This window comes from Amycolatopsis speibonae, from assembly GCF_042647925.1.
Lineage (GTDB): Bacteria > Actinomycetota > Actinomycetes > Mycobacteriales > Pseudonocardiaceae > Amycolatopsis > Amycolatopsis speibonae.
On the sequence record NZ_JBHRWK010000038.1, the window covers coordinates 189,650 to 216,338 of the forward strand.

The following is a 26,689-nucleotide window of genomic DNA, read 5'->3' on the forward strand; positions in this document are numbered from 1 at the left end:
CGGCACCCAGCCCGACGATTACGCCGGATAGTCGAGAATCCGCCGGACGCGCACCCGCTATTTTCGACTGGTCAAGGGACTCTTCCATACGGTTCGAGAGCTGTTCGTGGTGTGCCTGGCATGGGACGGCGGCGATTCGCAGGTCATCGGATTCGGCGTGGAGCCGACCGCGATGCAGGCCCGGTTTCAGGGTTGGCTATGATCTTCGACGAGTCAAGGCGCGTACGTTCTCCGTCGCTGTCACCGCTGACCACGCCAGCTGTGTGACGATGTCGACCAAAGGTCCCTGCGGTCCCGCGTAGTAGTGGTTGAACACATCTGATGCCGGTATGTCTCTTCACGCCGGGGTGTGCGTGGTAAACCCCGCGGAATAGGTGAAGACCATGCCCAAGGACAGTCACTCCGCGCGCCGCCAGGACGCCAAGCTGCTGAGCCTGCTCGCGGACGTGTCCTACAGCGAAGCGGTGCAACGTCTCGACGGGGCCCGCGGTGCTGAACTCGCCGATGAGTCCCGCTGTCTCGTTGAGGAGCTACACCAGGCCGCGCGCGCCCGTGCGGACGTCAGCGGCCAGTCCGTGCGGTCTGCCAAGAGCACCCTGTTGTGCGAACGTGGGTTGCTGCCGGCCGACAGCGCGTTCCCCGTCCTGCATGCCGATACCTACGAATGGTCGGAGCTGCATGGCGCCCACGTGAAGTGTGAACGCCAGCTCGCCGATGTGACACGGGCGCTGACGGGGGTCGTGCTGCCGCCGCAAGCCGGACAGCCGGAATACCGGCTGCGTTGCGTGCTGACCTCGCCAGCGCGTGGACGCCAACTCGGTGAGGTCGTGACCTTGGACGGTCGCCGGTGGAGTTTCGACCTCAGCCCTATGCAGGTCGGAGCACCTCGACGCGCCCGGTGCAGCGCCGATCGTCCCGTGTACACCAGCCTGACTCTCCCCACGGACATTCTTGTGCCGGTCTCGACGTTGCGACGTCGGCGGCTGATTCCCGCGCGCACTCAGGCCCCGATCGCGACGCTGCGATCTCTGGCCGGCAGGACCATGCCCTTGTACGCCGCCACGGATGCTGTCCCGATTCCCGCAACGACGCCGCAGCAGGCAAAGGCGATTCTCCGTTCACGTACCTGTTCGACCTGTGGCATTACCTCCAGTGAGCCCTTCCGGATAGCGCGCGACGGCAGGCACTACTGCACGGCGCACTTCGACGCCGCGATGAAATGTGTGGAGAACGCCGAGCGTGCTCGTGGACGGGCGGTGAGCACGTTGTGGGCACAGCAGGTCCGGCGGGATCCGTCTGCCGTTCTGCTCATGCTGTGTACCAACGACGGCAGCCTCACTGTTCGCATGGAGGCCATAGAAGGCGCGGTGATCATCAACGAAGTCGTACCTCTCGCGGACATACCGAGTCAGATGGATGTGCTCTTCGACGAAGTGCGACCTGACCAGCTTCCCGCTTGGGTGGGGGCGGCGGTGGACAACGGTTGGCTCGGTCGTCGACTCATCGCGGCGGTGACCAGGGGCGCCGACGAGAAGTTAGTTCTCTTGATGAACGGCTTCGACCGCGGCCGGAGGCGGAGTTCTTGCGGCAGGTCGGACTGGCAAGATCAGTTGTACCGGCGCTACGGCATCTGGAACGGTGACGTCCGGCCCGAGCCGGGTCGATTCGAATTCCTGGAGCCCGAGTATCTCGACTCCGGAATCCGGCGTAGGAAACGAACCAAAGAGTTCGACCCGGCCGGGGTCATCGCTGAAATGCGCGCGATGCTGGCTGCGATGGCCGACGAGACGTTGACCGAGGCGGAAACCGACCACGCTGAACGGTACCTGGCGAAAGAGCGTGGTCCGGGCCGTTCCCCGTTCGATCGTCGGTCCGACCGCGCCCCGCTCGCGTCGGGGCTGATGCGGGTATTCGGTGCCAAGAGGGCCACCAGCGACTAGCGCCGATACAGGGACGGGTCGGCGCGGTTCTGCGCGTTCCTGTATATCGGAACTGCTGCCGCTGCTTGCTTGGGCTATTCGCGTTAATCGGTTTACCCGCTAGCGGAGGTGCATTCATTCGAGTCGTGGTATATGACGTGTCGAGTAGCAGCCTCCAGGAAATACCTTGGCCGTCCGTCGGTGGCGTTCTTCGCTGCTGTGGCTTCGATGTCACGGAGCCACAGCAGCGAGCCTTCAATGCGGAGGTCGCCGGCTTCGGTCAAAATCTCGATCGCTTGGCGCAAGGCTTGCGCCGCGCGTTCCCGCTGGCCGGAGAGTCCAGTGACTCGACCATCATTTCGAGGGGCTGGACGAGGTGGTGGTCGGAGAATTCGCGGGCGACGTAGAGATCGGCCGCGTTGTTCGAGGTCGATCGCTACGGCGTGCTCACCCAGTTTCTGCCGTGCCTCCGCCGCGCTGTGGAGCGCGGCGGCTTCTGCCGTCGTCTCGCCGGTTTCGCGCCGCAGCACCAGCTGGTGGCTGGCATGTTCCAGCGCCTCGTGATAGCGGTGTCGCGACTCGCGAAAATTGGCGAACCGTTGACACGGCACCTTGAGTTCTAGCGGTAGGTCATGATCGGTGGCGGTTCTCGGTGCGGAGCGCATCGTCGATGCGGTGTTGTGCGCGGAAGAGTTCGATGGCGTGGGCTCGTACTCGGCTTGCTTCGGGGGTGTTGCCGCTCGAGTCGAGAGCGTCGGACAGTCTGGCCGGCACGACCATGTCACCCAGTGTTCGTGGATGCGTGCCGATGTCTCGTAAGGCCGTTTTCGGGTGAACGGTTTCGACTCGACCGATGCCCGCATGGGCGACCACAGGTGTGCTGGGACCAGCCCTGGCCAACGAGCTCATTGATCTCGTCGGCTGTGTCGCTCAGGGGCCGACGGTATGCGACAGATCCTCGCTGACGCTGAGCGCCCGGCCGCGCGCTGAGATCGATCGGTACCTGGTCGCGCCACCCACTGCGCGGCCAGATCCTGTGGGTGCTGCTATACGCAGGCTGCCTCCTGCGCCGGAGAGATACGTCAGACCCGGCTGATAGGGGCGGCTGTTCTCCTTAGGCGGTCCCGATTTCGGCGGCCAGGGCGGTGAGGTTGGCGCGGGTTCCGGGTTCGAGCGTGCGGGCAAGGGCGAAGATGTCGCGGCGTAGCTCTGCGCGTCCGGTGGGATCGGGTTCGCCCCGCTCCCAAGCAGCGCGATGATAGTGGCACTGCTTGGCCAGTGCGCTGGTTCCGGAATCGGCGCTGGCGGCCGTGACTGTGCTGGTGAGTGTCGATGGGATGTAGAGCGTGATTGCGCTGATGGGCGCGTCTGTGAGTCGGCGCAGGCGTTCACCGCAGGCTGCTGGGGCGGCGATCTGCGTCGCGAAGGCGGTCTGGGAGAGCCCGACGCCGTTGACGTTCAGGCGTTGGTGGAGCTTCTGGAGGATCCGCTTGCCGTGGAAGCGTTCCTGCTGCTTTCCAGCAGCGACGATGGCCTCGACGTCGTTGCGGGCTCGGTCGGTAATGCTGTCGGCGTTACCGACGCCGAGTTCGCGCAGGCGCGCGGCCCATGTGGCGCTTTTCCTGCTGACCAGGGCATCGAGGTCGGTGCTGTCGAGGAGTTCGTGCGGCTCGATCTCAAGACGGCCGATGGGCAGTTGTTGCTTGATACGCAGCCGCACTTCGTCTTCGATGCGTTCATCGGCGATCTGGGAGAGCAGCGTTCGCACGTCGTCGGGGGTGCGCGCGGGCGTGGATGTGCCGAACGGCTTCAAGACCTCGTGAATTGCGTCAGGGTCGAGCAGCAGGTTCTCGATCATCGCGACCACCACAGGCGATGACGTGGTCGTCGCCTGTGGTGGTGGAGCGGTCAGCTGTCAGTGTATTGGTCCTGGACATAGTGGACGTGGTGGCGCCGGGAGATGTTTGACAGGTTCCGGACATCGTTGACCTGAACGGCCTTGCGACGGTCCATCATCGCCCGGTGACCAAGGCGACGGATGATGACTTCGATGATCGGGCTTGGCGGGTCGAGCACCGACGGCGGGCGGTGATGGAGGTCCGTGACGGTGTTCCGATGGCGCAGGTCGCTCGGCAGTTCGGAGCGTCGCGGCAGTCGGTGCACTCGTGGGTCAAGCGGTACGAACTCGAGGGCGTTGAGGGGCTGGTCGAGCGGTCACGCAGGCCGAAGAGCTCGCCGACGCGGCTGGCGGCCGAGGTCGAAGCCCTGGTCTGCGAGCTGCGTCGGTCCCATCCGCGGTGGGGCCCGCGGCGTATCGTGTACGAGCTGGGCAAACGTGGCGTCTCGCCCGTTCCGGGGCGCACCACGGTGTACCGGGTCCTGACCCGCAACGCGCTGGTCGAGCCGCAAGAGCAACGTCATCAACGCAAGTACCGGCGTTGGCAACGAGACGCCCCCATGCAGCTGTGGCAGCTCGACATTATGGGCGGGGTCTTCCTGGCCGACGGCCGCGAATGCAAGCTGGTGACCGGTATCGACGATCACTCACGATTCATGGTGATCACCCAAGTCGTCGTCGAGCCGTCCGGCCGGGCTGTGTGCCAGGCGTTCACCGACGCGATGGGCCGATACGGAGTCCCGTCGGAGGTATTGACGGACAACGGAAAACAGTTCACCGGACGGTTCACCAAGCCGTTCCCCGCGGAAGTGCTGTTCGAGAAGATTTGCCGAGAGAACGGCATCACCGCCCGTCTCACCAAACCGCGGTCCCCGACGACGACGGGCAAGATCGAGCGGTGGCATCAAAGCCTGCGCCGGGAGCTGCTCGACAACTGCGGGCCGTTCGATTCGCTGCAAGCGGCCCAATCCGCGATCGAGGCGTGGGTCTATGCCTACAACCACGACCGACCGCACCAGTCCTTGGACATGGCCACGCCCGCCACGTTGTTCCGCCCCGCTCAGACGCTCACCACCGTCGTGGCCCCGGACACGGTCGTGCCGCCGGAAACCGCGCGTGCTTCCGCTGCCGGCGAGCCGGATGCGGCGGCGGTGGAGTTCGAGATGGTCATCTCGCCGGGTGGCCGGTTGTGTTTGCCCGGCAACCAGCAGGTCAAGTTCAGCCAGTCGCTCGCCGGACGTCCGGTGACCGTCTGGGCTGATCACCGCAGCATCCACGTGGTCCTCGACGGTGAACTGATCCGCACCCGCCCGTCACGACTGTCGACCGGCGACCTCACGACTCTCCGCTTGCGCAGCGCCCGGCCAGCCGGGCCGGAACCCGGCACCGCCGCGGCTTCCACCAGGACAGCAGCGAGTGAGTCTGTCATCGAACTCGAGCGGACCGTCGGCCGTGACGGCTATGTCAACGTCGGCGGGCAACGCATCCTGCTCGCCGCGCACCTGGCTGGTCAGCAGGTCACCCTGCGCCTGGACGGCCACCTCCTACACGTGGTGGCCGCGGGCAAGCTCGCCAAGACGTTGCCGTCACCCATTCCGGCCGAAACTCGCAGCTCTCTGCAGGGAGCACGCGTGGCGTCCTCGCCGCTGCCTCCGCCGCCGGCGCCGCCGCTTCGCGCGGTTCGGAAGGTCCCCGCGGACGGCATCACCATGGTCGCTGGACAGCGTCTGCGCGTCGGCCGCCCGCACGCGGGAAAGACCGTCACGATCGTCATCGAGGACACCGTGTTCCGGGTACTGCACAACGACATCGAGCTGTCCACTCATACCCGCAAGAGCGCAAAACCGATCGGAAAACTCCGATCCCACTCCAACGGCGTCGCTACCTAAACTCCACCGTCAAAGAACTTGTGGAACCGTCAAGCATGTCCCGGAGCCAGTCAACCATTTCCTGGAGCCAACCTGTCAAAGAACTCCTGGGACCTCACATTGACACACTGCTGTGCCGATTGCCTGCATATGGCGGCTGGAGGTGCCGCGGCAGCACAGTGGTCACCCGGTAGCGCTGAGACGATCACTTGCTTGAGGCCGCAAGCTGCAGCACGTGAGGGTCGAGATCGGTCAGGTACCGATAGCTCTGAGGAGGCCTGAAGCCGGTCTCGGCACGCATCGTGGCTAGGCCGGAGGTTTGCGAAGTAGATGTCGAATTCGGTCCTGTCGAGGGTGACCGCGAGACGATGCCGTTGCCAGATCCGGTTCGGTGACGCTGTCTCTACCCCAGCCAACGTTGCGACACCGACCACCGCCATCACGGGGGAAGCGGCGTACAGCACCAAGCTGGTACCTGTCGGTGCCTGGAGGCGAGTCCGGCGAAGCTCGATCGTTTTCGAGCCATCCAGAATAGCTTCAGCAAATCGCGGTCTTAAGGACAACACCAGCGGCCGCGGCCCGGCGTCTCCTGTCGCCGTCGTGCGGGTCGTCCTGCGTTCGCTCACGGGGCGGGAGACTCTCGGAGAGGTCAGACAGAAGGGGTCGGTGGCGCCCGTGTTGCAAAACGGCTTCGTGTTAGTCGCGCTGTGGCCGTTGGCGCTGGCCTAATGGCGTTGCCCCAGCGAGTAGAGCCCGGCGAACAGGTCATTGTCGATGCGAGTCGGTGCCAGCGGAATCCGTGGGCCGCCAAGGGTTGCTCGCAGCTGCTCTGACTGGTGCCGGCACAACCGGGGGAAGCTCAGTTCGACTGCGGTGACCAGTGTGTGAAGGGGGCTGGCCGCGAACACCGCGGTGGCGACGAGCGGGATGGTGCCGCTGAACACGGCAGCCCACTCATCCCGAGAAAGAGGCGGTCAGTCCGAACCTGCAACTTGGCGAGGTCGACGAGAATCGAGCGCGTACCACGCCGTGCGCGCACAGGCCGAGGCCCTGGATCCAGAGGTCTGGCTCGGTACTGTTTGTCTGCCGGGTTCCGTCCGGCACCGGATACCGTCGACCTCGACGGCGGAGCGTCGCCGGACCCGGCTGAGCCGGGTGGCATCGAGGTGCCGAAGATCAGCTTCATGGGCGTTCGAACGGTTTGGCCGCTCCAGTCGCTGGAAGCGCGCCTTTCGTCATGACGGCCGGTCGGGCGGAGTGGCGGTTATGCCCTTGCCTGAATTTCCGTGCGCAGTGCGGTGACTACTGCCGTCGCGACGACGAGGTGCATGAGCATGAGACCGACGACGTTCGCGATGGTCGCGCCCAGGGTGAGAAGCAGTACGTCCGGGATCCATGTCAGGGCGAGTGCTGCTGGGACGACCACGCGCAGCGCTTTCGGTGCGCGCCGGGCGATGAGGGTCCAGCCGAGGGTGCCGGCGACGATTCCAACGACGGTCGCGGGAAGGTAGATGGCGGGGGAGAGGCCCATTGCGACGCCGCCGTCGTCGAGCCGGGCGGCGATCAACGCGATCACGGTGTTCGCGACGGCGGCCGCGAGCGTGGCCAGGCCGAGCCGGAGGGCTCGGGACGAGGTATGGATGGTTTCGGTGATCATGGCAGGCTCCTTTGGGTTGCGTGTGCAACTCAAAGTGTAGATTGAGTTGCGTGTTGAAGTCAACGATCGTTTGAGGAAGGCTGTCGGGGTGGTGAATGCGAATGGTGACCCGGTGCGCTGGCTCGACGACGACCAGCGAGGGGCGTGGATCAACCTGGTCAAGGTCCTGCTTACGCTGCCTGGCGTGCTCGAAAGCCAGCTCCTGCGTGACTCCGACCTGACGCTGCTCGGGTACATGATCCTGGCCCGCCTGGCGGTGGTCCCCGAGGAGAGCCTGCGCATGAGCGAGATCGCCGAGATGGCCAATGGGTCCCTCCCGCGCATCTCGCATGCTGTGGCGCGGCTCGAGGAGCGCGGGTGGGTCACGCGGACCGTCTGTACCGGCCAAGGGCGGCGCTTTACGGTCGCGACCTTGACCGAGGCCGGCCGGGCGCACCTCGAAGCCTCCGCGCCCGAGCATGTCACTACCGTGCGCCGCCTGATCGTCGACCCGCTGGGGGACGACTTCGTACCGGTCGGCGCCGCTGTCGAACGTATCGTCGAGGTCCTCGGATTGCCCGTCGGGTCGCTCAGGTCGTGAAACGTCGTAGCGACGTTCCGCCTTGACAGCGCTTGGAGGCGGGGTCGGTGCTCGCCGAGCCGCTCGCCTCCGGCAGTGGCGATCGATATGCTCGGTAATGCGATCAAACGAGCAGTCAAGGTGGCGTGCAAATGCGGGAGTCGGGTGCGGGTCGGCGGCAGCGGGTTCTGGCCGTGGTCGAGGCGCGAGGAGAGGTGCGGGTCACCGAGCTCGCCGCCGAGCTCGAGGTCTCGGTGATCACGGCCCGCCGGGACGTCGAGGGCCTCGCCCGGGAGGGCAGGCTCCGGCGGGGTCACGGGGTGGCGCGGTCGCTGGTACCGGTGCGGCCGCCGCCGGTTCCGGGGGAACGAGGTGGAGACGTCGTCGCGCTGGTCGTTCCCGAGCGGCACGCCTACCTTAACGAGGTGGTGCACGGTGCGCGCGCCGCGTTGGAGGAGGCCGGCGTCCAGATCGTGCTCCACCCGGCGCCGCAGGTCGCGGGTGCCGAGCAGCCGATCGTGGACCGCGTGCTCGCCGGCGGCGACGTGCGCGGCCTGCTGATCGCGCCGCGCTGGCGCACCGCCGCGGCGCAGGACACCGACGATTGCTGGCTGGCCGGGCTCGAGATACCGCTGGTCCTGATGGAACGCCGGCCGCGACCGGGCAGCGCACTGCGCGGGCGGGACTCCGTGTGCACCGACCACGGGTACGGCGTCGACCTCGCGGTGGAGCATTTGGTGGCGCTGGGGCACCGGCGGCTGGTGCTCGCCGCGCGTGACGACAGCCCGACCGCGCGGGCGCTGCGCGCCGCGTTCGCCGAGGCCTGCGCCGCGCGGCCGGAGGTCGCGGCCGCGACGATCGTGCTCAGCGCGCCGGACGCGGGCGCGGATCCGGCCGTCGCCCCGGACGAGCCCTCGCTCGCCGACCTGGTGTGCGAGCGCGGCGCCACGGGCGTGGTCATGCACGGCGACATCGACGCTTTGATGCTGGTGCGCCAGCTGGCCGAGGCCGGTATCGCCGTACCGCGGGACTGCTCGGTCGTGGCCTACGACGACGTCGTCGCGGCATTGGGCAGCCCGCCGCTGACCGCGGTCGCGCCGGCCAAGGCGGAGGTGGGCCGGCTCGCGGCCGGGCTGCTGCTCGAACGGCTGGCGCGGGGCCCGGCCGTTGGGCAGCCCCGCCGGGTCGCCGTGCTGCCAGAGCTGAAGATCCGGGCGTCCACCGCACGGGTGAGCGTTTGACCGAGTTGGCGCCTCATATTGACCGAAATTCGTTCATGCAGTCAGACTGTGGGTATTCCGTTGTGACTCGCAGGAGGCGACGATGCCCGCAAGCCGCCGGTCCGTGCTCGCCGCGAGCCTGGCCCTGCCACTGGCAGCGGCATGCTCGCCGGGCGGCCCGGGGATGTCCGGAAGTGTCACCCGGATCACCTTCTGGTCTGCGCTGCGCGGCAGCCAGCAGGTCGTCGATGCGTTCAACCGCGGCCAGAACCGCATCCGCGTGGACTTCCAGCAGATTCCGTCCGGCGACCAGGGTGGCTACGCGAAGCTGAGCAACGCCGCTCGCGCGGGCAACGCGCCTGACGTGGCCACGATCGAGTATCCCCAGGTGCCCGGTTTCGCCATCGACGGCGTCGCGCGGGACATCACCGATCTGGTCAGTGACCGGCTCCGGGTGAAACTGCTGCCGCAGGCGCTGCGGCTGACGACGTTCGCCGGGCGGCTGTTCACCGTGCCGCTCGACTTTGAGCCGATGGTGCTGCACTACCGCACCGACCTATTCGCCGAGGCCGGCCTGACGGTCCCTCGGACGTGGGACGAGTTCGCCGCGGCTGCCCGCGTGATCCGGGACGGTGGGAGCCGGATCGCGATCTTCCCGACCGACGGCGCGCTGCAATTCGCCGCGTTCGCCTGGCAGGCTGGCGGGCGCTGGTTCGACACTTCCGGCGGCGCGTGGAACGTCTCGCTCGCCGATGGTCCGACCCGCCGCGTCGCCGAGTTCTGGCAGCAGCTGATCGACGACGGCCTGGTCTTCGCCAACGCTTCCCTGAGCCGGCAAAACGACGCGCAGATCGGGCAAGGTCTTGTCCTGGCGAGGCTCAGTGGCGCCTGGGACGCGGGCGCGCAGATGAAGGCGCGCCCCGGGCAGAAAGGCAAGTGGGCCATCGCGCCGCTGCCGCAGTGGGACCCGGCGCGCCCGGCGGTCGGCACGCACGGGGGCTCGACCTTCGCGGTCACCCAGGACAGCGCCAATCCCGAAGCGGCGATGGAGTTCATCGAGTGGCAGGTCACCCATCCCGACGCGCTGCGTGCCCGGCTCTCGAGCGGCACCAGCAGCCAGTATCCGGCCGCGCCCGCGCTGGTCGACGTCGGCCGTCAGGCGTTCGACCGGTCCTACTACGGCGGCCAGGACATCTACCGGCTCTTCGAGCAGGAGGCGGCGAAGATCCGCGACGGCTGGACGTGGGGGCCGCGGATGAGCGCGACCCAGCGTGTGCTGCAGGACGGCTTCGCCCGGGCCGGCGCCGGGCAGGCCACCCTGACCGAGGCCGTCCGCGACGCGCAGCGCGCCACCATGCCGGACCTGGCCGCCCTCGGCCTGGCCACCACCGAGCACAGCAGCTGAAGGGAGGTCACCGATGACAACCAGGCTGTCCGGCTCCGCGACCCGCCCATCGCCGGTGGCTACGCCGCGCAAACGCGGCCGCCGCCGGGAACACGCGGCCTGCGCTGTGCTGATGGCACCGTTCTTTCTGTTGCTGGTGGCGGTGTTCCTCGTCCCGGTCGGCACCGCGGTGTGGCTGAGCTTCTTCGGCGCCGACGAGCCGGGTCTCGGCTTCGGTCCGGAGCACACCGTATTCGTGGGGTTGCGCAGCTATCTCGCCGTACTGTCGGACCCGACGTTCCTCAGCGGACTCGGGGTCATCGCGCTCTACTGCCTGCTCTATCTGCCGTTGCTGGTCGTCGTGTCGCTCGGTCTCGCTCTGCTGCTGGATTCCGGGGCCGCGCGGCTGCGGTCGGTCGCCCGGCTCGGGCTGTTCCTTCCGCACGCCGTGCCCGGGATCATCGCCGCGATCATCTGGCTCTATCTGTATACCCCCGGCCTCAGCCCGGTGGTCGAACTCCTGGGCAAGGCCGGGATCACGGTGGACTTTCTGGGGTTCCACGCGGTGCTGCCGGCGATCGTGAACATCGCGCTGTGGAGCAACCTCGGCTACAACGTGGTCATCTTCTACGCGGCGCTGCAGGCGGTGCCGCGCGAAGTGCTCGAAGCCGCGGTGGTCGACGGCGCCGGACCGGTCCGGGCGGCGCTGCGGATCAAGACCCCGCTGATCCGCTCGTCGGTCGTGATGGTCGTGCTGTTCACCCTGATCTGGTCGCTGCAGTTGTTCACCGAGCCGATGCTGCTCTCCCAGTCCACGCCGATGATCACCGCTCGGTTCTCGCCGAGCATGTACATCTACGACGCCGCGTTCACCCGCAACAACTACGGCCTCGCCGCGGCGGCGTCGGTGATCCTGCTCGCCTGCACGATCGCGTTGTCCTACGGCGTGACGCGCTGGACCAACCGCACCCGGGAGGCGAACCGGTGAAGCTGCTCAGCCGCACGGCCGTCAACACCGTCGTCGGGATCGCCGTGCTGTACACGCTGCTGCCGGTGCTGTGGCTCGTGCTCGCTGCGGCGAAGAACGGCGACGCGCTCTTCGGTAGCGATCTCCTTTCCTTGCACGGGTTCTCGCCGCTGCAGAACCTGCGCGACCTGTTCGCCATGGACAAGGGGATCTACGGCCGGTGGTACACCAACAGCCTGCTCTACGCCGTCGTCGGCGGCGCGATCAGCGCGCTGGTGAGCATCGCCTGCGGGTACGCCTTCGACAAGTACCACTTCCGGCACAAGGAAAAGCTCTTCGGGCTCGTCCTCGCGGCGGTGATGGTGCCGCAGACCGTGCTCGCGTTGCCGCTGTACCTGATGGCGTCCGGCACCGGGCTCGTCGGCACCGTGTGGGCGGTGTTCGTGCCGGTGCTTTTCAACCCCTTCGGCGTCTACCTCGGCCGGGTGTTCAGCCAGGGCTACGTGCCGGACGAGGTGCTGGAAGCCGCGCGGATCGACGGCGCGGGCGAGCTCGCGACGTACTTCCGGGTGGCGCTGCGGATGCTCACCCCCGGGGTGGTCACGGTGTTCCTGTTCCAGCTCACCGCGATCTGGAACAACTTCTTCCTGCCCATGGTGATGCTGTCGGACCAGAAGCTGTACCCGGTCAGCCTCGGCCTCTACAGCTGGAACAGCTCCGCCACCGTGTCCCCGGAGTACTATCCGGTGGTCGTCATGGGCGCATTGCTGGCGATCATCCCGCTGCTGGTGGCGTTCGTCCTCCTGCAACGCTTCTGGCGGTCCGGGCTCACCGCGGGAGCGGTCAAGTGAGCCGCCCCCGCGCCGCGCTCGCGATGGGGCCGGACGCTGCCGCGGCCGTCTTGGACAAGGACGCGCTGACCGCGTTAGGTCGCGTCTGTGACCTCGCCGACGGCATCCTCGACGACTTCACGACTGTCCATGCCCGCGAAACCCTGACTGACGTCGAACTGCTGGTCACCGGCTGGGGCTGTCCGCCGTTGGACGCCGCCGTGCTCGCCACCGCACCCCGGCTGCGGGCGGTGGTGCACACTGCCGGATCGGTCCGCGCGCACGTCACCGAGGCGTGCTGGGAGCGGGGGATCGAGGTGACCTCCGCAGCGGCCGCGAACGCGGTGCCGGTGGCCGAGTACACGGTGGCGATGATCCTGCTGTCCGGCAAGCGCGTGCTCGAACGGGCCAGGGACTACCGCGTGGACCGCGTCCGCGACGACTGGCTCGCGGTCCCGCGTGACGTCGGCAATTACCATCGTACGGTCGGCATCCTGTCCGCGTCGATGATCGGCCGCCGGGTGATCGAGCTGCTGCAGCCGTACGACCTGCGCGTTCTGGTGCATGATCCGTATGTGAGCGCAACGGAGATCGACCGGCTCGGGGCCGAGGCGGTCGATCTGGCAGACCTCTTCGCAGGCAGTGACGTCGTCAGCGTCCACACGCCGCTGCTGCCCGAGACCCACGGGCTGGTCGGGCGGGAGCTGATCGCGTCGATGCGCCCGGACGCCGTGCTCATCAACACCGCGCGCGGTGCCGTGCTCGACCAGGACGCCGTCTCTGCGGCCACCGCGGCCGGGCGGATCCGCGCGGTCCTCGATGTCACCGAGCCGGAGGTCCTGCCGCGGTCGCACCCGTTGTGGACTGACGGCAACGTTCTGATCACCCCGCACCTGGCGGGTTCGCAGGGCAACGAATGGGGACGACTGGCCGAGCTGGCCGTCGCAGAGGTGGCTCGTTGGGCGGCCGGGGACGGCTTCGCCCACCCGGTGCACCGCGACCGGATGGGGCTGATCGCGTGAGACTGCCGCCCGAGGACCGCGAGCTGAGCCCGCGCACCGGCTACACCAGGGAGCACTGGGTCGCCGCCGCGGACGGCCTGCTCGAAGCCGCGTGGCGGTGGGCGAGCCCACGGGGGGCCCGGCTGGACCTGCCCGGGCCCGCGTCGGCCAACGGTGTCCGCTCGGATGGCCTTGAAGGCTTCGCCCGCACCTTTCTCGCCGCGGGGTTCCGCGTCGCCGGTGAAGGCGGCAAAGACCCGCACGGGTGGCTCGGCCAGTACGCCGAAGGCCTCGACGCGGGCACCCGTACGCCCGGGCGCGACGATGCCGAGTCGTGGCCGGTGATCCTCGACCACGACGTCGCCGGGCAGCCGATGGTCGAGGCCGCCTCCGTCGCGCTCGGACTCCGGCTGACCCGCCCGTGGCTGTGGGACGGTCTCGACTCGCGGGTGCGTGACCGCGTCGAGGACTGGCTGCGTGGCGCGTTGCGGCACGTCCCTTCGCCGAACAACTGGTACCTGTTCCCCTACACCGTGGCCGGATTCCTCGAGTCCGTTGGCCGCGGTGACGCCGAGACCGCGCGGGCCCGCGACCGGGCGCTGGAACTGCTCGAAGGCTGGTACCGCGGGGACGGCTGGTACGCCGATGGCGACGGGCGGGCCTTCGACCACTACAACGGCTGGGCGCTGCACCTGTATCCGGTGTTGGACGCCTACCTCGCCGGAACGCCGACGCCGTTGGGTGAGCGGCTGCTTGAGCACTTGGAAAGTTTCGCCCTGTGGTTCGGCGGCGACGGCGCGCCGGTCCACTTCGGACGGTCGCTGATCTACCGGTTCGCCGCCGCGTCGGCGGTCGGACTCGGCGCGGTCACCGGCGACACCCCACTGCGGCCCGGGGTGTCGCGCCGCGTGCTCAGCGGCGCCCTGCGGTACTTCCTCGACCGCGGCGCCACCGGTGAGGACGGCTTGCTGAGTCTCGGCTGGCACGGCCCGCACGCGCCGACGGCGCAGTTCTACTCCGGGCCGGGTTCCCCTTACTGGGCGTCGAAAGCCTTCGTCTGCCTGCTCGCGCCGGCCGGGCATCCACTGTGGACAGAGGTCGAGGAACCCGCGCCGAGCGAAGGCCCCGGCGCAGTGCTCGCCCAGCCCGTACCGGGGTTCCTCCTGCAGTCGACTCCCGACGGGATCGTCCGGCTGCACAACCACGGCAGCGATCACCTCCGGCCACACGAAGCCGAGTCGGCAGACGGCGACGACCCGCACTACGGTCGCTTCGCCTACTCGACTGGCACCGGCCCGACAGCGCGGGACAACCCGTCGGACAACCACTTCGCGGTGGTCGTCGGGGGCGTGCGCAGTGTGCGCCGCCGGATCCACCCGCTCGGCGCGGGCGCGGGCGACAGCTGGGGCTGGGCTGCGTCTTGGCACCGCCCGGTCTTCGGGCGAGGCCCGGCGACCGTGCCGGGGCTGCGCGTCGAGAGCGTCACCGTAGCCCGCGGCCGCGACGACGTGCGGGTGCACCGCGTGGCAGGTGCACCGCCGGGCGCGGGCGCCGAGCAGACGGGCTGGGCGACCCGGCTCGGCGAGTCCGTGCTCCGTCCCCTGCTCGGCTGGACCGGCCTGGACGAGGTGCGAGCTCCACAAGGCACCGCGTACGTCCCGTGGGTAGTGCTCCCGCGTCTCACCGGCGACGTCCACGGCACGACGGTCTTCGCCGCACTGGCGGTGCTGGGCACGGAGCCTCGCGATCCGGTGGCCTCGGCGACCGCGGACGGCGTCGAGATCTGCTGGCCGGACGGGTTCGTGGTGCGGATCCGGTTCGGCCGCCTGGAGGTGAGCGCCGGGTGAGCGGCTCAGGCGGACTCGCGGACCACCAGCTCGGTCGGCAGGATCAGCGAAGTCGGGCGGTCGCCGTCGATCAGCCGCACCAGCATCCGCGTCATTTCCCGGCCGAGCGCTTCGATCGGCTGGCGGACGGTGGTCAGCGCGGGGTGCGTGTGCTGTGCGGTGACGATGTCGTTGAACCCGACCACTGCGACGTCGCCGGGCACGGAGCGGCCGCGCTCGCGCAGGACCTTCAGCGCCCCGGCCGCCATCGCGTCCGAGGCGACGAACACGGCGTCGAGGTCCGGGTGTTCGTCGAGCAGCTGCGCCATTCCCGCGGCCCCGCTGGCCTCGCTGAAGTCGCCGTGCGAGATGCGGTGGTCGGCCAGCCCTGCCAGTGCGAGCGCCTCCCGGAACCCCAGGTACCGGTTGACCCCGACGTGCATGTCGGTCTGCCCGGTGATCGTGGCGATCCGCTGCCGCCCGAGCGAGACGAGATACTCCACGGCCTGGCGCGCGCCGCCGCGGTTGTCGGCGTCGACGTAGTACTGAGGCGTGCGGTCGAGCGAGCGCCCGCCGTGCACGACGGGCACCTGGCCCTCGTCGGCGATCTTCGACAGCGGGTCGTTCTCCCGCAGTGCCAGCAGCATCACGCCGTCCGCGGCTCGCGACTGCAGGATCCGCGTCAGCCTCGAGTGGCCGCGGTCGGAGGCGGCGAGCACCAGCATCAACTGGAGGTCGGTCTCCTCGATGACGGCGTTGACCCCGGAGATCACCTCGGCGAAGAACTGGTTGGCGAACAGCACCGGGTCGTCGCTGGAGATCGCGAGCGCTACGGCGCCACGCCGCGCGGTGGCCAGCGATCGGGCGGCGGTGTTCGGCACGTAGCCGAGTTCTTCGATCGCCCGCTGCACGGCTTCGCGCGACTTCTTGCTGACGTGCGGGGCGTTGTTGATCACGCGCGATACAGTGCCGGTGGACACGCCGGAGAGACGTGCCACCTCCTCGAGTGTCGACGGCCGGTTCCTCATCGTCGTCCCCCTGGTCGATCGGTCGGCAAGAGTCAGCCTAGCAAGTTGTAAGCGCTCACAGTGCCTTTCGGGCGATGACGCCGGCGTACCAGCGGGCGCTGTCCTTCAGGGTGCGTTCCTGGGTCTCGTAGTCGACGTGGAGGAGCCCGAACCTTTGCGCGTAGCCGTAGGACCATTCGAAGTTGTCCAGCAGCGACCACGCGAAGTATCCCTTGAGCGGGACGCCCTGCGCGATCGCGGCCGCGCAGGCGCGCAGGTGGCCGTCCAGGTAGGCGATCCGCGCCTTGTCGTGCACGGGTGGCTCGAATGCCGCGCCGTTTTCGGTGACGTACAGCGCTGTCGCCGGATAGTCCCGTTTGAGCCGCCTCAGCAGGTTCAGGAGACCTCGTTCGTCGATCTCCCAGCCGATCGATGTCCGGGGGCGGCCCCCGTCGACCTGGGCTACCCGGTCCGACCCGACATACGCCGACGGCGTGGGTGCTGCGGCTCCGGCGACGAGCATGGGCGAGTAGTAGTTGATCCCGAGGAAGTCCAGCGGTGCGGCGATGGTCTTCAGGTCCCCTGGCCGCACGTGGTCGAACGACGTGACCCCGGCCAGATCTGCCCGTACGTCGGCGGGGTATTCGCCGAGCAGCACCGGATCGAGGAACAACCGGTTCTGCATGCCGTCGATCCGCCGTGCCGCGTCGAGGTCGGGTTCGCCGCGGGTAGCGGGGGAGACGTCGGTCAGGTTCAGGGAGATGCCGACCGTGCTGTCCGACATCGCTTCCGCGGCGAGGCCGTGTCCCAGCAGCAGGTGGTGGGCGGCGCGCACGGCGGCCGCGGGTTCGCGCCGGCCTGGGGCGTGCCGTCCGGTGGCGTAGCCGAGGAACGCCGAGCACCACGGCTCGTTGAGCGTCGTCCAGTGGGCGACGCGGTCGGAGAGGGCGTCGTGCACGATCGCCGCGTAGTCGGCGAACCGTTCTGCGGTGTCCCGCGACGGCCAGCCGCCGGTGTCCTCGAGCGGCTGCGGCAGGTCCCAGTGGTAGAGCGTCGGCCACGGCTGGATGTCGTGTTCGAGCAGCGCGTCGACCAGCTTCCGGTAGAAGTCCAGGCCGCGCTGCTCGACCGCACCGGACCCGTCCGGCTGGATCCGCGGCCAGGCGATGGAGAACCGATAGGCGCCGAGACCCAGTTCCGCCATGAGCGCGACGTCGTCACGGTAGCGGTGGTAGTGGTCGGCGGCGACGGCGCCGGTGTCCCCGTTGTCGACGGCGCCCGGGCTCGCGGCGAAGGTGTCCCAGATGGACGGTCCGCGACCGTCCTCGGCGACCGCACCTTCGATCTGATAGCTCGAAGTGGCAGCGCCCCAGAGGAAACCGGGTTTGAACGTGCTCACGCCTTGACCGCTCCTTCCATGATGCCGCCGATGATCTGCTTGCCGAACGCCAGGAAGACGAGCAGCAGCGGAACGCAGGCGACCAGCGCGCCGGCGAACATCAGCGTGTAGTCGGTGTAGTAGCTGGTGGACAGCTGGCTCAGCGAGAACTGCACGGTCGGGTTGTCGGCTTCCAGCACCGCGATCGGCCAGAGGAACTCGTTCCAGGTGCTCATGAACGTGAATAGGGCGAGCACCGATGCTCCGGGGCGCAGGGCGGGCAGCACGACCGTGCGGTAGATCCGGAATGTCGTGCAGCCGTCGATCCGGGCGGCTTCGATCAGCTCGTCCGGGACCGAGCGTTCGGCGTACTGGCGCATCAGGAAAACACCGAACGCCGAGACGAGGAACGGCACGATGACCGCCTGCAGCCGGTCTTGCCAGCCAAGCTGCACCATGATCATGTACAGCGGGATGATGCCCATCTGCACCGGGATCATCATTGTCGCCAGGATGACCAGCAGCAGCCCGTTGCGGCCGCGGAAGCGCAGCTTGGCGAAGGCGAAGCCGGCCAGCGTGCTGAAGAACACCACGGAGACGGTGACGACCACCGACGCGATGGCCGAGTTGACCATGCCCTTGAGGAAGTTCGCGTCCTCGGCCGAGAACAGCCGCTTGACGTTGTCGAAGAGGTTGCCGCCGGGCAGCAGCGGCGGCGGCCAGTCGCCGACGACGTCGTTCGTGCGGGTCGCGACGACGAACAGCCAGTAGAGCGGGAACGCCGAGAGAGCGATCGCGACCACGAGAGTGAGGTAGGTGAGGGGCGAGGTCTTGCGCATCTACTTCGACCTCCGGGTGATCAGGAAATTGACCACGGCGAGGATCGTGATCAGCAGGAAGATCATCCACGCGACGGCGGAGCCGTAGCCGAGGTCGTAGTCGCGGAATGCCTTCTCGAACATGTACATCGACACTGTCTGGAACTGGCGCAGCGAGCCGCCTGAGATGGCGTAGGTGCCCTGACCGAAGATGAGGGGCTCGGTGAACAGCTGCATTCCGGCGATGGTCGAGACGATCACGGTGAACACGATCGCCGGCCGGATCATCGGCACGGTGATACTCCAGAACTGCCGGACCTTCGACGCACCGTCCACAGTGGCCGCTTCATAGAGCTCGCGCGGGATCGACTGCATCGCGGCCAGGTAGATCAGCGAGTTGTACCCTGTCCAGCGCCAGTCGACCATGGACGAGATGGCGACCCAGGATGACCATTTGTCTGCGCGCCAGTCGATCGGCGCCACGCCGAAGAGGTGAAGCAGGCCGTTGGCCATGCCCGCGTCACGGTCGAAGATCTGGCTGAAGACGATGCCGACCGCGGCGACCGAGGTGACGATCGGCAGCAGCACACCCATCCGCAGCAGGAGACGCCCGCGCAGCTTCTGGTTCAGCAACGCGGCCAGGACCAGCGCGAACAGCAGCTGCGGGACCGTGGACAGCACCAGCATGCCGAGGGTATTGACCACGGAGTTCCAGAAGTCCGGGTCGTCGAAGAGAGTGGCGTAGTTGCCGAGGCCGACGAAGCCGCCGTCCCCGCCCAGGTCCCACTTGTGCAGCGAGACCCACGCCGTGTAGAGCAGCGGGAACAGCCCGAATACGGCGAAGATCACGAAAAACGGTGCGATGAACAGGTATGGCGAGGCCTTGATGTCCCACCGGGACAGCGTGCTGTCGCGTTCGGCCGGGCCGGATGTACGCCCGCGGCCCGGTGCAGAGGGGCGAGGAGGTGATTCGGCCTGGCGGGGGCGTTGATGGATGACCACTGTGACGTCCTTTGTGGAGGCCGGGCGGGACGCGCGTCAGGGGGCGCGGCGCGCCCCGCCCGGCTGGCTACTTGACCAGGCGCTTGGCTTCGTCGACGGCCTTGGCCCAGGCTTCGTCGGGCTGGAGCTTGCCTTGTTCGACTGCCAGCAGCGCGTTGGTGACCCGGTCGCCGATCGCTACGTTGGCCGGGCCGAGGTAGACGGGCTTGATCGCCTTCGCGCTGGAGCCGAAGATCTTCCCTACCGGAGCGTTGCCGAAGTAGGCGTTGGCGAACCCCTGGACCGCGGGATCGTCGATGGCCTGAGGCGCGGACGGGAAGTTGCCCTTCGCTTTGAACGCGCCGATCTGTCCCTTGGCGCTGGTCAGGAACTTCACCAGGTCGGCGGAGGCGTCCTGGTGCTTGCCCTGCTTCGGGACGGCGAGGAACGACCCGCCGCGCACTGCGCCGTCGCCGGGAACTCGTGCCACGTCCCACTTCCCGGCGTTCTCGGGGCCGGCCTGCTTCTGGATGGTGGCGAGCATCCACGACGGGCATGCGATGGTGGCGAACGTGCCGTTCTTGAACCCGGCGTTCCACGGCGGACTGTACTGGTCGACGTTCGCCGACAGCCCGGCCCGGATCATCTCGACGGTCTTGTCGAATGCGGCCTTCACTGCGGGATTGCTGTCGATGACGAGGTTGTTCGCGGTGTCGTAGTATGTGTGGTCGCTCTGCTGCATCAGGATGTTCTGGTACATCCCGCCAGAGGAGTCGTAGAAGTGAGCTCCGGTGCCGCCGGAAAGAAAGCGCTTTCCTGTGGCGAGATAAGCATCCCAGGTCGGCCAGAGGGCGCTCACCTGGTCGCGATCGGTGGGCAGGCCGGCCTTCGCGAACAGGTCCGTGCGATAACACACGCCCTGGGCGCCGATGTCGGTGCCGAGCCCGATCAGCGATTTGCCGTCCGCGGTAAGTGCCTGTTTCCACTTCCACGACAGGAAGTCCTGCTCGAGCGGACCCGCGCCGTGGTCGAGGAGATTGACGAACTTGTCCGGCTTGGCGATGTATTGGCTGATGATGCCCTCTTCGAGCGCGACGACGTCGCCCGCGCCGGAGCCCGCGGCCATCCACTGCTGCAGCTTGGGCGTGTAGTCGCCCAGTTTGCCGATGTTCTCCTCCTTGATGGTGACACCGGGGTGGGCGGCCTCGTACTCCTTGTACAAGCCGTCATAGCCGAACTGGCCGAATGTCTTCACCACCAGGGTGAACGGGCCGGAACCGCTTTCCGAAGCAGTTGTGCCACCGCACGCGGTGGCTGCGGCCAGCGTGCAGGCCACTGCGGTGGCCAGCACTGTCCGCCTCAGTAGAGCAGGCATGAAAACCTCCACTTACGGGCCATCTCCGGAACCGCTAACAGGCCGGGAGACCCTCTTCACGACTTTGCGAAACATCGTTCACCTGCTGCGACGCTGCGGCTGTGCCGGTGTTGCGCTTCGCTAAAACTGGAAGATTCTGTGAGCGCTTACAGGAGCGTAACCCGGGAGACACGTCGTTGGGAAGAGACATCCGTCAAGGGGGTGGCTCTCGATGAGACGGTTGACACACCCGCCGTTCGGAGAGAACATTCCGCACTGACGCTGTGGCCTGCCGAACCTCCTTCGATCCCCAGGAGATCCGGTATGTCTTTCAGAACCAGGCTGCTCATAGCCTGTATGCCCCCGCTGCTCCTCGTGTCGTTCGCGCCCGTCGCGCACGCCGAGGCCTACGAGCGCGTGCTCAACGGCACCTTCGACGGTGGAAAGGCCCCATGGTGGGTCAGCGGCAACACACCGTCGCGTGTGGACGCCGGCAGGCTGTGCGCCGACGAGCCCGCCGGGACGGTCAACACGTGGGACTCGATGATCGGCGAGAACGACATCCCCTTGGAGGCGGGCCAGCCCTACACGCTGCGGTTCACCGCGACGGCGACCGCGGACGTCACGATTCGCGCCGGGCTCGGCCTTGCGGTCGCGCCGAACACGTCGATGTTCGTCAAGGGCGCCGCGGTCACGAGCACCCCGAAGACGTTCGTGTTCACCGGCACCTCGAGCTTGTCCACGTTGCGCGGCCAAGTGGGCTTCCATCTGGGCGCCACCGGGAAGAGCTTCACATTCTGTGTCGACGACGTCTCGCTCACCGGCGGGGTGATCCCGCCCGGTGGCGGCCGCGACTTCGGCTCACCGGTGCGGGTCAACCAGCTCGGATACGCAGGGTCCGGGCCGAAACAGGCGTCCATAGTGGACCCTTCGGCCACACCGGTGCAGTGGCAGCTGCGCAACGGCGCCGGTGCCGTGGTCACGACGGGTCTGACCCGGGTGCAGGGTGACGACGCCGCTTCGGGTGACCACGTGCATATCGCCGACTTCACCGATTTCCGCACCGAGGGCACCGGGTATACCGTCGCCGTCGGCTCCGCGGTCAGCGAACCGTTCGACGTCCTGCGCAACCCCTACGACGGCCTGCGCCGGGACGCGCTGGAGTACTTCTACCTCCAGCGCAGCGGTACCCCGATCGAGACCGCCTACGTGGGTGACGCCTACGCCAGGCCCGCCGGTCACCTCGGCGTCGCACCCAACAAGGGCGACACCTCCGTACCCTGCCTGCCCGGGACCTGCGACTATTCCCTCGACGTCAGCGGTGGCTGGTACGACGCGGGCGACCAGGGCAAGTACGTCGTCAACGGCGCGCTGGCCGCTTGGCAGCTCATGGACACCTACGAGCGGTCGCTCTACACCGGCGGCTGGGCCGGCCTCGGCGACGGCCTGCTGAAGATCCCGGAGGCGGGCAACCACGTTCCCGACGTGCTCGACGAATCGCGCTGGGAGATGGAGTTCCTGCTGAAGATGCAGGTCCCGGCCGGACAGCCGCTGGCAGGCATGGCGCACCACAAGGTCCACGACCTCGCTTGGACCGCGCTGCCGACCCGGCCCGACGCCGACGCGCAGCCGCGCTACCTCCACCCGCCGTCCACCGCGGCGACGCTCAACCTGGCCGCCGCGGCCGCCCAGTGCGCCCGCGTCTGGCAGCTCTGGGACCGCGCCTTCTCCGCGAAGTGCCTGGCGGCGGCCAAGACGGCGTGGCAGGCAGCGCTCGCCCACCCAGCGATGTATGCACCGCGCGAGGACAGCGTCGGCGGAGGCCCCTACGACGACACGAACGTCACCGACGAGTTCTCATGGGCCGGGGCGGAGCTCTACGCGACCACCGGGGACCAGGGCTACCTGAAGTCGATCACCGCCCGGATCACCGCGGACGGGTTCTCCTGGAAGGACACCGGCGCGCTGACGGATCTCACCATCACGCGGCTGCCGTGGCGTTTCCCGCTCGCCCGGGTGCTCGCCGCGCGGCAGCGGGTCCTGGCCGTTGCCGACCAGTACGTTCGCAACGTGCGGAACCAGGGCTATCCGAACCCGTTCGAATCCGCCGACGGTAGCTATCCGTGGGGCTCGACCAGCGCCACCACCAACAATGCACTGGTGATCGCGACCGCATACGACCTCACGCACCGGCGGGACTACCGGGACGCCGTCCTCGAGTCGATGGACTACCTGCTCGGCCGCAATGCGCTGAACCAGTCGTTCGTCACCGGCTACGGCGAGCGGGCCAGCACCAACGAGCACAGCCGGATCTGGGCGCACCAGCTCGACCAGAAGCTACCGAGCCCGCCGCCCGGCTCGCTGGCAGGCGGCCCGAACAGCGCGCTGCAGGATCCGGTGGCCCAGCAGAACTTGCCCGGCTGCGAGCCGGCGAAGTGCTACATCGACGACATCTTCTCCTACTCCACCAACGAGACGGCGATCAACTGGAACTCGTCGCTCGCCTGGATCACGGCCTTCGCCGCCGGTAGCTGACCCACCCGCCGTGGCACCGCCGCCCCCGCGTGGGGTGCGGCGGCGCCGAACCCTGGGCTACGGCAGCCCGCCCCTAGAGAAAAGGAGATCCACAGTGTGGTGGAAAGCCCGCCTCATCGCGTTGCTCGCACTTCTGCTCCTCGGAACCGCAGTGCCCGCAAGCGCCGCAAGCCCTCTCGATCTGACGAGCGGGTTCTACGTCAACCCGAATTCGGCGCCCGCTCAGTGGGTCGCGGCCAATCCGGGTGACTCCCGGGCCGCGAAGATCAACGCTTCGATCGCGACGAATCCGATCGCTCGCTGGTTCGGCAACGACGGCGACATAGGCAGCACCGTCGCTGACTACGCCGGTGCCGCCGACAGCCACGACCTGCTCCCGGTGCTGGTGGCGTACAACCTGCCCGGCCGTGACGCGTGCGGCGGCGAGTCCGCCGGGGGCGCCGGAAGCGTCAGCGCTTACAAGACGTGGATCTCCGGTTTCGCCGCCGGCGTCGGCACCCATCCGGCCGTCGTGATCATCGAGCCGGACGCGCTCGGCGACTTCGACTGCATGACCGACGCGCAGATTGCCGACCGGAACACCATGCTCGTCTACGCGACGCAGATGTTCCAGCAGAAGGCGCCCAACACCTACGCCTACCTGGACGGTGGTCATACCAACTGGGTCGATGCGCCGATCATGGCGAGCAGGCTGAGCGCCGCCGGCGTGGGCAACGTTCGCGGGTTCTCGGTCAACGTGTCCAACTTCTACACCACCAGCTCTTCGGTCGGCTACGCCAACTCTGTCAACTCATCGCTGGGCGGCGGCGCGAAGTTCGTCGTCGACACCAGTCGCAACGGCAACGGTTCCAACGGTGAATGGTGCAATCCCGCCGGTCGCAAACTCGGTGTCACCGCCCAGACCGGCGGCGGCGCCGAGCTGCTCCTGTGGGTCAAGACGCCAGGTGTGTCCGATGGAAAGTGCGGGATCGCACCGACCGTGCCCGCCGGGACCTTCAGCCCGGATCTGGCCGTCCGGCTGATCGACGGCACCTGACCGTCGGGCGTGGGGCGCCGGGCTCGCGGCGTCCCACGCCCCGGGCGGCAGAGCAGTGCGTCAGGGACGCCGCCCTGGTTCGATTTCCAGGTGTAGGCGACTTCTGCCACGTATTCGGTGTCCGCGCATTGGCCTTGTAGTGGCCGATGGCCCAGTCGCTGCCGGTTGAGCCGGCTCTGACTGGGCGGTTGTCGCCGCGGTCGAACCAGACGACATGGCCTGTGGCAGGCAGCGGCGTGCTCGTTCGTGCGCGGAGCAGCGCGGACATGGCGTTGCTGCGCACGCTGTAGCCGACCGCGAGATAGCCTTGCGGGTACCGGCGTCCCAGTCGGGCAACGCGAGCATCCGGGCGGACACGGTGTCGTCGGCGTGGTCCAGATCGAGCATGCTCCAGCGTGGCGTGACCGGCACCGGGCCGGTCAGCGCGGGGGCGTCGATCAGCTTGTGCCAGTCGGCCACGCGCCAGTCGCCGGGGTCGTTCACACCGGCGCGGTGGAGTGCTGTCCGGCTGTGGTGACGAACAGCGCCTCGTCGTCGACCACCTTGGCGAGCTGGTCGGGGGTGAAGTCCTGACAGCGCGGATCGTTGGTTACGCCCTGCGTCGTACCAGCCCCAGTTCGGGTCGTCCCAGGTGTCGCGACGGACCTCGTTGCGCAGGTCGGCGCCGATCACTCTGCTTGGCACGAGCATGAATTCAGCTCCTTTGAGGATGGTGATGCGTCGCAGGAGGTGTGCTCGCATCGCCAGTGCGGCAGTCAATCGGCTGCGACCGGGCATCCGGCTCGGTGCACACGATGTTCGGGGAGGAATGTGGCCATCGACATCCATCGATGTTCCCCAGGGTGCGGGTCTGCCGTCCGGACCGAGGTGAGCTCGTCGACACGATCTTGCGAACACCCGGTGTTGTCTGGGTCTGTCAGCGCTTACAGGAACTGGTCGCGACCAGCGTGTGCCGCTCTGAAGCCGGCGGGGTGGCAGGCAACGGCTACGGATCCTTCGGCAGGCGGAAGGCCTCATCGGCCGAATTCGGTCGCCTAGGCTGCCAAGGCAAGCTTGACAGAAAGACTGTAAGCGCTTACAAATATCAGCTGTGTCAAGCGAGCGGAAGTCGTCGGTGGGGTGGCGGTTCGCGATGAGCACGCTGGGCCTGCCCGGAGTGCCTGTACGTGAGGCTGCCCGTACTGCGCAGGCGCACGGGTGCGATGGCCTGGAGTTGCGGGTGCACCCCGGTGAGGAGCTCCACCTCGGGCTCCCCGGCGGCGACGTCGACCGGATCCGGTCGCAGCTGGCGGAGGAAGGCCTTGCGGTGGCCTGTCTCGCGGGCTACGCGAAGGTCTGCGCGCCGGGGCGGGACCAGCCCGTGATCGACGAGTTGAAGGCGCTGATCGAGCTGGCACAGCGTGTCGGAGCACCGGCCGTCCGCGTCTTCCCAGGCGGGGACGAGAACGCGGATCGGCGGATCACCCCGGTCGTGGACGAGTTGCGCTCAAGCGGCGTGCGGCTGCTGATCGAAACCCACGACTCGCATCCCACCGGTGCCGCGGCTGTGGGCCTGGCTGCCCGGTTCTCCGCGCCGGAACTGGTGGCGGTGTTGTGGGATGCGGTGCACCCGTGGCGGGCCGGCGAGCAACCCGCTCTCACGCGGCAGGCGCTCGGTGACTACCTCGGCTACTTTCAGGTCAAGGACATCCGGAGCTGCCAAGATCCGACCCCGGTGCCGCCGGGAGACGGCGCGGTTCCGCTCACTCAATGCGGTGAGCTGCTGCGCTCCTGGTCCGGCTGGGTTTCGCTGGAGTGGGAGAAGGCTTGGTACCCGGGGATCGCACCGGTCGAAGCGCCTTTGCGTGCGGCCGCAGCCTGGGTCGGCCGATACGCGCCCGCGAAGAGCGGCCGATGAGGACCCACCCGATCGTCGTGACGCTTGACGATGTCGCGAAGGCCGGTGGAGTATCCCGCGCGACCGCGTCCCGGGTACTCAACGGGGGTGCCCGGCAGCACGTGCGGCCCGCGCTGCGTGCGCCGGCTGCTGGCCACAGCAGACGGGTGGCCGGGCGCATGGTGCGGCACCCCTATCGCATCTCTTAGTTATCTGCTGGTCCGCCCCGGCACCTGCGACGAGGTGCAGCTCAAGATGCGGAGCAACGTCGCCGCCGAGCTGCATCCCGGTGACGTCCTTCGATCCGTCAGCGGCGGAGGAGGTGGGTGGGGCGCCTGATGGGTTCGTGGCCACCGTCATTCGCGGTGGCCACGGATGCCCGATCTTTTCGGCGAGGCGGAGGTTCGGGCAGGTCGACGGCGGGCGGATTGACGATCGGCCGCGCCTGTTGCGAGGGTCGCCCCAGCGACGTGGGAGGTAGCGATGTGCGGAATCGCAGGGTGGGTCTCCTTCGGCACGGACCTGACACAACGCCGTGAAGTCATCGACGCGATGACCGCGACCATGGCGTGCCGC

Annotated in this window: 23 protein-coding genes; 14 read left to right on the forward strand and 9 right to left on the reverse strand. The window is 68.0% G+C overall.

The window, feature by feature from the left end:
- Positions 1–383 precede the first annotated feature (383 nt).
- Both ACFOSH_RS24990 and ACFOSH_RS24995 read left to right on the forward strand, forming a co-directional pair.
- Positions 384–1,940 carry a hypothetical protein gene (locus tag ACFOSH_RS24990; RefSeq protein WP_378241473.1) on the forward strand — a complete coding sequence of 519 codons (1,557 nt, stop codon included), beginning with the start codon at positions 384–386 and terminating at the stop codon, positions 1,938–1,940.
- 398 nt (positions 1,941–2,338) lie between these two features.
- A complete protein-coding gene (locus ACFOSH_RS24995; RefSeq protein ID WP_378241474.1) occupies positions 2,339–2,542 on the forward strand; it encodes a hypothetical protein in 204 nt (67 codons plus the stop codon).
- 491 nt (positions 2,543–3,033) lie between these two features.
- Here the strand turns inward: ACFOSH_RS24995 and ACFOSH_RS25000 are convergent, their stop codons facing one another.
- Positions 3,034–3,777 (reverse strand): hypothetical protein, encoded by a 744-nt coding sequence (locus tag ACFOSH_RS25000; protein ID WP_378241475.1) that lies wholly within the window; start codon positions 3,775–3,777, stop codon positions 3,034–3,036.
- A 164-nt stretch (positions 3,778–3,941) separates the two neighbouring features.
- On the opposite strand from ACFOSH_RS25000, the gene ACFOSH_RS25005 reads away from it, so the two are divergent.
- On the forward strand, positions 3,942–5,705 hold the full coding sequence (locus ACFOSH_RS25005; protein ID WP_378241476.1) for an IS481 family transposase: 1,764 nt from the start codon (positions 3,942–3,944) through the stop codon (positions 5,703–5,705).
- Between the two features lie 50 nt (positions 5,706–5,755).
- Here the strand turns inward: ACFOSH_RS25005 and ACFOSH_RS25010 are convergent, their stop codons facing one another.
- The 3 genes from ACFOSH_RS25010 to ACFOSH_RS25020 all read right to left on the reverse strand — a co-directional run bounded on the left by ACFOSH_RS25010 (position 5,756) and on the right by ACFOSH_RS25020 (position 7,341).
- Positions 5,756–6,310: an ASCH domain-containing protein gene (locus ACFOSH_RS25010; protein WP_378241477.1), complete on the reverse strand. Its 555-nt coding sequence runs from the start codon at positions 6,308–6,310 to the stop codon at positions 5,756–5,758.
- A gap of 99 nt (positions 6,311–6,409) precedes the next feature.
- Positions 6,410–6,628 carry a hypothetical protein gene (locus tag ACFOSH_RS25015; protein ID WP_378241478.1) on the reverse strand — a complete coding sequence of 73 codons (219 nt, stop codon included), beginning with the start codon at positions 6,626–6,628 and terminating at the stop codon, positions 6,410–6,412.
- Between the two features lie 320 nt (positions 6,629–6,948).
- Complete coding sequence (locus ACFOSH_RS25020) at positions 6,949–7,341, reverse strand: DUF6069 family protein (protein ID WP_378241479.1); 393 nt, start codon at positions 7,339–7,341, stop codon at positions 6,949–6,951.
- Positions 7,342–7,453: 112 nt separating this feature from the next.
- Between ACFOSH_RS25020 and ACFOSH_RS25025 the strand changes: the two genes are divergently transcribed.
- The 7 genes from ACFOSH_RS25025 to ACFOSH_RS25055 all read left to right on the forward strand — a co-directional run bounded on the left by ACFOSH_RS25025 (position 7,454) and on the right by ACFOSH_RS25055 (position 15,149).
- The gene (locus ACFOSH_RS25025; RefSeq protein WP_378241480.1) at positions 7,454–7,921 is read left to right on the forward strand and encodes a MarR family winged helix-turn-helix transcriptional regulator; all 468 of its coding nucleotides are present in this window, start codon (positions 7,454–7,456) and stop codon (positions 7,919–7,921) included.
- A gap of 131 nt (positions 7,922–8,052) precedes the next feature.
- Entirely contained in the window at positions 8,053–9,141 is a 1,089-nt protein-coding gene (locus ACFOSH_RS25030; RefSeq protein ID WP_378241481.1) for a substrate-binding domain-containing protein, read from the forward strand.
- An 82-nt stretch (positions 9,142–9,223) separates the two neighbouring features.
- Positions 9,224–10,525, forward strand: coding sequence for an ABC transporter substrate-binding protein (locus tag ACFOSH_RS25035; protein WP_378241482.1), 1,302 nt, complete (start codon positions 9,224–9,226; stop codon positions 10,523–10,525).
- Positions 10,526–10,538: 13 nt separating this feature from the next.
- Positions 10,539–11,492, forward strand: coding sequence for a carbohydrate ABC transporter permease (locus tag ACFOSH_RS25040; protein WP_378241483.1), 954 nt, complete (start codon positions 10,539–10,541; stop codon positions 11,490–11,492).
- Positions 11,489–12,322, forward strand: coding sequence for a carbohydrate ABC transporter permease (locus ACFOSH_RS25045; protein ID WP_378241484.1), 834 nt, complete (start codon positions 11,489–11,491; stop codon positions 12,320–12,322). Before ACFOSH_RS25040 ends, ACFOSH_RS25045 begins: the two co-directional genes overlap by 4 nt.
- Positions 12,319–13,323, forward strand: coding sequence for a hydroxyacid dehydrogenase (locus tag ACFOSH_RS25050; protein ID WP_378241485.1), 1,005 nt, complete (start codon positions 12,319–12,321; stop codon positions 13,321–13,323). The genes ACFOSH_RS25045 and ACFOSH_RS25050 overlap by 4 nt, the downstream gene beginning before the upstream one ends.
- On the forward strand, positions 13,320–15,149 hold the full coding sequence (locus ACFOSH_RS25055) for a DUF2264 domain-containing protein (protein ID WP_378241486.1): 1,830 nt from the start codon (positions 13,320–13,322) through the stop codon (positions 15,147–15,149). Before ACFOSH_RS25050 ends, ACFOSH_RS25055 begins: the two co-directional genes overlap by 4 nt.
- Before the next feature lie 5 nt (positions 15,150–15,154).
- On the opposite strand, the gene ACFOSH_RS25060 is transcribed toward ACFOSH_RS25055, so the two are convergent.
- The 5 genes from ACFOSH_RS25060 to ACFOSH_RS25080 form a co-directional block, all read right to left on the reverse strand.
- Complete coding sequence (locus ACFOSH_RS25060; protein ID WP_378241487.1) at positions 15,155–16,156, reverse strand: LacI family DNA-binding transcriptional regulator; 1,002 nt, start codon at positions 16,154–16,156, stop codon at positions 15,155–15,157.
- Between the two features lie 55 nt (positions 16,157–16,211).
- On the reverse strand, positions 16,212–17,534 hold the full coding sequence (locus ACFOSH_RS25065) for a GH1 family beta-glucosidase (protein WP_378241488.1): 1,323 nt from the start codon (positions 17,532–17,534) through the stop codon (positions 16,212–16,214).
- A complete protein-coding gene (locus tag ACFOSH_RS25070) occupies positions 17,531–18,352 on the reverse strand; it encodes a carbohydrate ABC transporter permease (protein WP_378241489.1) in 822 nt (273 codons plus the stop codon). Before ACFOSH_RS25070 ends, ACFOSH_RS25065 begins: the two co-directional genes overlap by 4 nt.
- Positions 18,353–19,234: a carbohydrate ABC transporter permease gene (locus ACFOSH_RS25075; protein ID WP_378241504.1), complete on the reverse strand. Its 882-nt coding sequence runs from the start codon at positions 19,232–19,234 to the stop codon at positions 18,353–18,355.
- Between the two features lie 166 nt (positions 19,235–19,400).
- Positions 19,401–20,687, reverse strand: a complete 1,287-nt coding sequence (locus ACFOSH_RS25080) for an ABC transporter substrate-binding protein (protein WP_378241490.1) — start codon at positions 20,685–20,687, stop codon at positions 19,401–19,403.
- Positions 20,688–20,990: 303 nt separating this feature from the next.
- Between ACFOSH_RS25080 and ACFOSH_RS25085 the strand changes: the two genes are divergently transcribed.
- The 4 genes from ACFOSH_RS25085 to ACFOSH_RS25100 all read left to right on the forward strand — a co-directional run bounded on the left by ACFOSH_RS25085 (position 20,991) and on the right by ACFOSH_RS25100 (position 26,322).
- On the forward strand, positions 20,991–23,201 hold the full coding sequence (locus ACFOSH_RS25085; protein ID WP_378241491.1) for a glycoside hydrolase family 9 protein: 2,211 nt from the start codon (positions 20,991–20,993) through the stop codon (positions 23,199–23,201).
- Between the two features lie 94 nt (positions 23,202–23,295).
- Positions 23,296–24,237, forward strand: a complete 942-nt coding sequence (locus ACFOSH_RS25090) for a glycoside hydrolase family 6 protein (RefSeq protein ID WP_378241492.1) — start codon at positions 23,296–23,298, stop codon at positions 24,235–24,237.
- A 1,132-nt stretch (positions 24,238–25,369) separates the two neighbouring features.
- On the forward strand, positions 25,370–26,134 hold the full coding sequence (locus tag ACFOSH_RS25095) for a sugar phosphate isomerase/epimerase family protein (RefSeq protein ID WP_378241493.1): 765 nt from the start codon (positions 25,370–25,372) through the stop codon (positions 26,132–26,134).
- A complete protein-coding gene (locus tag ACFOSH_RS25100; protein ID WP_378241494.1) occupies positions 26,131–26,322 on the forward strand; it encodes a LacI family DNA-binding transcriptional regulator in 192 nt (63 codons plus the stop codon). The genes ACFOSH_RS25095 and ACFOSH_RS25100 overlap by 4 nt, the downstream gene beginning before the upstream one ends.
- Positions 26,323–26,689 lie beyond the last annotated feature (367 nt).